Raw genomic sequence first — 6586 nt, 5'->3', positions numbered from 1 at the left:
CTCATTGCAAAGCGTTGCTTCCGCTCAGCAGTTCGTGTGACTGACAGGTTCCATGTTCAGAAACTAGCAACTGAAGCGCTGCAGGAGATGCGCATTAAATACCGCTGGGAAGCCTTAGATGCAGAAAATGAGGCCATAGACCAGGCTAGGAAAGCAAAGAAACCCTTCCATGCAGAAGTACTCTCAAACGGTGATACATTAAAGCAATTACTAGCCCGGAGTCGATACGCATTGTACAGAAGACCTGAAGCCTGGTCTGCAAGTCAGAAAGAACGAGCTGATCTACTCTTTGAGAAGTATCCTAAACTTAAGCAAGCTTATAACTTAAGCCTGAACTTAAGCAATATCTTTGAGAAAACTACCGACAAACTTTACGGTCTGGCAAGACTCGCCAAATGGCATGAGGCAGTAAGACAATCGGGCTTTAAGTCCTTTAACACGATTTCAAGATCCATTCAGTATCATTATCAAACCATCCTGAACTACTTTGATAGTCGATCTACGAATGCTTCAGCCGAGTCATTCAACGCCAAAATAAAGGCATTCAGAAGCCAGTTTAGAGGAGTAAGAAGTACTGAGTTCTTCTTGTATCGCCTTACCCAACTTTATGCTTAACAACAACCTTACTCCACAACTTTTTGACTTGATCCACAACCAGTTCCGATGTTCTTATATGTTCCATCAACAGAGTGGTTTACAACTATCTTACATATTGTTTTCTCTATGGTACTATCCATGTATTTAAGATTAGTTAATATGCAAATTACAGTTACCAAATAATAGGGCCATCTTATTGCAACTACTAACTTCCCTGTTTCAAAAGCTGGTGAATTGAACTGAGGTTACTTGCCTTCCTTACTGGAACCAATCTTTCGCACTTTGTACTAACTAGTCACGAGTCAGGAAGTTTGCCCAATTTGATAGTTATTGCAAGTACTTTATTATATTAGGTGAAATTACCTCTCACATGGAATTCAAAGTTTGTCCAAACTGCAACACAAAGCTCAATGGCTTTATGACTAGCAAGTATATTGTAAAAGAATCAACTACTTCATTTATCAATAATATCCGAAATGAAAAAGCTGAAGCTTATTGTAGTGAGTGCGCCGTAATTTACCTCAACCAATACGAAGAGAAAGTAACTACAGAAAGGAGTAGACTACAGGACATTATCAAAACAAATCTCAAGCTGATACCAATTGTTACTACACACAATCCGCTAAATTGGGACTACTTAATCTCCGGTATCGTAAGTGCCCAAACGGTAACAGGTACAGGACTTTTGTCTGAGTTCACCTCAACTTGGTCAGACTTCATGGGTGGACAATCCGGATCGTTGCAAAACAAGTTAAGTGATGGAGAGATACTTTGTAGGAACCAACTTAGGTACAAAGCAGCAATGGTAGGTTGTAATGCAGTTATAGCAGCTGATGTTGACTATGCTGAAGTTGGTGGAGGTAAGGGCATGCTTATGGTCTGTATGGCTGGAACCGCAGTAAAGTTGAGAAATGCAAAGGAAGTATTAACGATAGACTTTGATGGTTTTGAGAAGCTTCAACAAGCCGTTTTTGCTTTCAATGAACTGAAGAAAGACATAATTCCAACAGTATTATAATGCCCCCCTTCTTAGTGAGGAGTATGTTAGCATTCACGAACGTTCTTAATCGAAAATTATAATGGAAAGTTTAAACTATAGATTACGCCTATCGCTATTAGCCCTTTTTATTTTACTTGCTAGTTGTAATCGCGAGTCTGATAACAAAGGCAACAAGCAGGTCATAACAACAGAAGATACGAACGATTCATCCAGTAATCTGAATTTTGAGGTGATATCTGAAGATAAATATGAAACCAATTACAAAGCTCAACTTCTTGAGTATGCAGTGTATAAACATACTGATTATTCGAAAGAGGCTTTGAGTAAGACCATTCTAGAGATCTATAGACTCAGCAAAGACAAGAATGTATTTGAGAATCACGAGGGGCCAAGTGTAATAGGCATTTATTTGTTTACCTCCAAAGACGCGATGAAGGACAAAGCTGATTGGATTGTCAGGCTCTCTAAAAGTCCTAATGAAATAGAACCTGACGTAACATTTAATGAATTGAAGGTTACTACATTAAATAATTCACAAGACAATGTCCAAAGCGAAGATGAAATTGAATTGGCGAAATTAAGAGCCTACCTAAGCGAACGGGGTTTGGAGCTTTGCGCCTTAGCTAACGTTTTAAAAGAAATAGAACTTGAAAATATTCATAAGGCCGATGCTAAATATCCGGACTTTGGAGAAAAGCATCAAGCGTTGGTTGATAGATTAGACACACAATCTTACAAAAAGCTGAGAACGCAATATAAAGTGAGTGATGACATGTTAGGTAAAGTATCTGTTTTTGCCATGGCCTACTGCAAATAACTGCATCCTCTTGACATGTAAAGTAGCTGGCTATGGGATTCAAAACTGAATTGGAGAATTGATGCTACTATGCTCTAATTGCCACAAAATGATACACAAGCTTGATAACTGCAGCTTAGATGCGTTGAAGGTTATTTATCTTGAACAACGAACATCCTCAAACCAAATTTAACTAAATATGAAGAATAAGTTTCTAGACAATGAGCTATGGATATTATCAATAGCAGGTGCGTTCCAAAGAGCAAAGATTTATGCTGAACATTCACCTGAAAAGCAAAGAATTGCTTTTAGAAAGAGGTTAAGGGATAAAGTTCTGGAAATTTACGAGCAATACCGTAGCCCTGTTTCTGAGCACCAGCATGTCAACAATATTATTGACCTTATCGAATGTACGAAAGATGACATTTTAATAGGTGGGCAACTAAAGTTCGGTTCAGCTCAGAAGCTCTTAAATCTATTTCTTAAATATGAATGGTGCCGCGGACAAATACCTGAGCCACCTCACTGTCCAGTTGACAGGATTGTATTATCAGAAGTTGAGAGGTATAAGACTGAATCCTGGACGAAAATGTCGGGGCCGGTTGATTATATGCGTTTAGTGGACTCTTTAAGGAAGAAAGCAGTGATTGAAAATATGTCGCTAGCTAATTGGGAACTTGAAGTTTTCAATCGCCGAAGCAACCCAATCGCATCAATTGAATATGACAACCTTGACGCTAAAACACAACATGCATAGAATTCCAATTATTCAAGATCTATTTGACGCTGCACGCATAAGTCGCCAGAATGGCGGCCTTATGCACCTACTTCTTATTACTTCTCGATTTATGATGACGGAGTAGTTCAAGAATCTAACAATATAGTTACCGGTGTTCTTGATAATCCTGCCCATATAGTCTGCTGCACAGTGCATGAATATATTGAGTATGGGAGAAGGTTGGGCCGTCAAATATTTGCCTATGTAAATCGAGTTGGTGATCCATCAAGGGAGATAAGATTAACTAAGTGGTCACTTCAAGATATTAAATTATTCCAGAACAGCTTGATACAAGGTGCTACAATGAAATTTTTAGCAGATCCTGCACAAGTGTTTTCATTTGATGATAATGGTGGAATGCCTATTCGAAGCTTTCAAAGTCTTTGGACGCTCTTCTTGGAAGTCGATGCTAATTGTTCTACAGTTAAAGAAGCAGAGTTTTACTTTAAATACTTTGTTCAAAATTTGGAACTTGACCTGGCCAATTACACCTTAGAAGATTACAGGAAACAACTTCAGGAATCAAAGGACATTAGTAAGCAGTATCAAGAGTTACTGGATAAGATCTCAACAATAGTGAGGAATTAACACGTTTTACTCACTGTAATAAGTGGACTGCTAGTCAGCCAATGAACTAGCATAAATGCAAACTATTGCCAGTCTCAAAGCTGCCATTCTTGCTGAAATCGAACAAGTATTCAGTTGACTACAAAAAACAGAAAGATTCAGAATAAGCATTGCTAAAGAGGCTTACAGAATTGTTCTGGATCAACGGGACTGTGACAAACTTGATCTGCTAAATGAGTTTAAAATTGTTCTACTTAATAGGGGAAACAAAATTTTAGGTATTACAATCATTTCGCAAGGAGGTGTATCCGGAACAGTTACAGTTCCTAGGTTGATATTTGGAACGGCATTAAAGGCTGTTGCAGGTTTTATGATACTTGTGCATAACCAAGCTTAAATAAAGCCACAAACGAACTATCGAAAGAGTTCTTCGACTCGATCAAAGAAATCTGCGAGGAACTCGGTGTTAAATGCTACAACAAAGTGAACTTGAATGAGAATTATAGTGGCTTTTGGATAAGCAGAGAAGAATGGCAATATGTAAGCATAGGTTTCCAGTTCCAGAAGTATGACAAAGACTTAATATATGGTTTTGCAACTAAACAGAATCCAGAAAAATTTTCTATCCCTATCGAATTAAGAACCGAATTGGGGAAAATAGCAGGGAAAGCTACTAAACCTAATGGTTGGTGGCCGTGGTATAACAAGCTTGAAGAACCTTATAATGACTGGAGCAAGTATCAAGCTTGGAATGCTATATTGAGCGGGAACATGCGGATGATAATGAAAGAAAAAATAGAGTATCTGCTAGCAAATTCAGGACATTTGGAGTTATAGATCGAAAGTACAAGATGCAATTAGTTTACCCTAGTAGCTGCATTGCCAGACCTATAGTCTGGCAATGCAGCTACTAGGGTTTTGTTGGAAGAGCGTGTGAGGATTTTTGTGGAGAGAATAAGCTCTAATGAATTATGCATAATTGGTTCCTCTTTCTTAGGTGCACTCTGTAAAGGACTCCAACCAGAATGCAATGCCTTGGTAATTTCAAATGTCGACGTTCTTGAATTGCTTCATTCGATCATTATACGAATTGCAATTATTAGGATGGATCTTCAAATTGATCTTTTTACCAATATACTCTCTTTGTCTTTTACCATTAAAATAGTAGGTTTCATACCCTCTTTGTTACACTGTCTTCGGTTAAAACGATTTTTAGTTCTGAAAACATGGTTTGGCGCATTATCTCGTTCACACATAAAACCAGTGTTTAAACGATAGCTCAGTCGGTAGAGCAAAGGACTAAAAATCCTTGTGTCGCTGGTGCGGATTTCAGTAGCCTAGTTGCTCTTTAAAGTTCAATCAAAACAGGCATTTCGTTCCTTTTCTCAAATTTTACAAGAATTACTCTAAAAGGTAACAACTGTTCGCCAGCTGAGACAGCAGGCAAACTATATTTTAGTTTTGTACAAAAAACTAAAATGATTAGACATTATTTGCGCTCTTTTATGTTTGTGGTCTTAGGAACCATGATCATAAGCTGCTCCAAAAAGGATAACGCAGCACCAGATCAACCCAAAGAACTATCTAGGGGTCAAGGAAAGGTCAATGGCACTTACGCAGTACTTCCCCCATACAATGTGGGCGAACCTGGTGCAGATCCTGCTACTAAGCTGATCTTTCCAAAGCAACCTGAAGATATTCCTTATGGACCGAAATATCCATTCACATTGATAGATCTGCCTACTGCGGAATATTTGAAAGAAACATGCCTTTTTGATATTTCTAAATTGGAGAATAAAAAGACCTACCATAAACTTCAAAATGGAAGCCTTACCCTCGGTTTTTTTGATTTCATTTCACATACACCCGTTCGATTATTGAAATTAAACACATCGAGTGCAAAGGGGTGGAATTCTGCCTGGGGGACATCGCCCAACGTTGAGCGAGAAAATCCCAACGTGCTTTACGCCGAAGTAGGTAATCGAGAAGACCTTGTAATTTACCTATCAAAACCTTGCACTGAATTCGGGTTTGAGATAGCCCCAAATCACAAGAACTATGACCATCTATTCGATGTCTCATTTGGCGACTGGATATATGATAATTCCAAAGGTGGTGTTAGTTCCAAAACTGCAAAGAGTCCTGGAGCAAAGTTAGTTGCTATTAAGGCGACCAAACCTTTTACCATGATTACAATTGGCAGTGCGGATAGTCCCGGATCAACGATTGACTTAGTCGGATTCGCTATAAGCAACATTCGTTACACGCTTGCTAAATAATTTCAAAGAAGAATTCAAAGCGCCAGTTGGATCACAAAGTAGGCGCCTTGAATTTATTCGTACATCTACGACTACTTGTACCTTAGTACGGCGGAGATATCAGATAAGTGGGCGTCCGACTTTAAGGAGCTTTCGATTGCTGATTTTCTTCAATGCCCCGGTAGACCACAGCGCCCATAAGATCAGCACAGGCTGAAAGAACAGCCTGCCCAAGCGCTTTCCATCAGTATCTAGTCCAAAGGCATCTTTGTGCCCGGTATATTGAGCAATATTCCCCGGGAACACAAGAATATAAAAAAGCGCCAGAAAGATCCCTGTATTTACCCGTTGCTTTTTCCAGAAGATTAGCGTTAATCCCAATGCGATTTCGACGAACCCTGACGAAACTACAGTGAAGTCCTTAGGAACCGGCAACCATTCCGGAACCTGCGCCTGAAAGGCCTTGCGCTGAAAAGTTAAGTGGCCAATTCCGGCGAAGACCATGAAGGTGCCGAGCAGAATTCTCGCTACTTTTTGCAGGGTGCTGGTATGTGGCTGACGTTGAAGGTTCATAAGCTGCTTTAGTAAAG

At 39.3% G+C, this 6586-nt stretch carries 9 protein-coding genes; 8 read left to right on the top strand and 1 reads right to left on the bottom strand.

The window, feature by feature from the left end; translation table 11 throughout:
• From AC5WJX_RS17355 to AC5WJX_RS17320, 8 genes are all read left to right on the top strand, one after another.
• A partial coding sequence (locus tag AC5WJX_RS17355) for an ISAon1 family transposase (protein WP_494485091.1) occupies positions 1-615 on the top strand: 615 nt, incomplete at its 5' end.
• A gap of 352 nt (positions 616-967) precedes the next feature.
• Positions 968-1615, top strand: a complete 648-nt coding sequence (locus AC5WJX_RS17350) for a heavy metal-binding domain-containing protein (RefSeq protein ID WP_494485532.1) — start codon at positions 968-970, stop codon at positions 1613-1615.
• A 61-nt stretch (positions 1616-1676) separates the two neighbouring features.
• Positions 1677-2414: a hypothetical protein gene (locus tag AC5WJX_RS17345; protein WP_494485531.1), complete on the top strand. Its 738-nt coding sequence runs from the start codon at positions 1677-1679 to the stop codon at positions 2412-2414.
• A gap of 178 nt (positions 2415-2592) precedes the next feature.
• Positions 2593-3150: a hypothetical protein gene (locus tag AC5WJX_RS17340; protein ID WP_494485530.1), complete on the top strand. Its 558-nt coding sequence runs from the start codon at positions 2593-2595 to the stop codon at positions 3148-3150.
• Positions 3151-3474: 324 nt separating this feature from the next.
• The gene (locus AC5WJX_RS17335) at positions 3475-3759 is read left to right on the top strand and encodes a hypothetical protein (protein WP_494485529.1); all 285 of its coding nucleotides are present in this window, start codon (positions 3475-3477) and stop codon (positions 3757-3759) included.
• A 142-nt stretch (positions 3760-3901) separates the two neighbouring features.
• Positions 3902-4135: a JAB domain-containing protein gene (locus AC5WJX_RS17330; protein ID WP_494485533.1), complete on the top strand. Its 234-nt coding sequence runs from the start codon at positions 3902-3904 to the stop codon at positions 4133-4135.
• A 92-nt stretch (positions 4136-4227) separates the two neighbouring features.
• Positions 4228-4575: a hypothetical protein gene (locus AC5WJX_RS17325; RefSeq protein WP_494485528.1), complete on the top strand. Its 348-nt coding sequence runs from the start codon at positions 4228-4230 to the stop codon at positions 4573-4575.
• Between the two features lie 641 nt (positions 4576-5216).
• Positions 5217-6017, top strand: a complete 801-nt coding sequence (locus AC5WJX_RS17320; RefSeq protein ID WP_494485527.1) for a hypothetical protein — start codon at positions 5217-5219, stop codon at positions 6015-6017.
• A gap of 99 nt (positions 6018-6116) precedes the next feature.
• Here AC5WJX_RS17320 and AC5WJX_RS17315 read toward each other — a convergent pair whose 3' ends face one another.
• Complete coding sequence (locus tag AC5WJX_RS17315; protein ID WP_494485526.1) at positions 6117-6569, bottom strand: DoxX family protein; 453 nt, start codon at positions 6567-6569, stop codon at positions 6117-6119.
• Between the last annotated feature and the right edge of the window lie 17 nt (positions 6570-6586).

The sequence above is a fragment of the Pedobacter sp. NEAU-ZC8 genome (assembly GCF_059278965.1).
The sequence above is the reverse complement of the archived record's forward strand: the minus strand, read 5'-3'. Positions and strand labels throughout refer to the sequence as shown.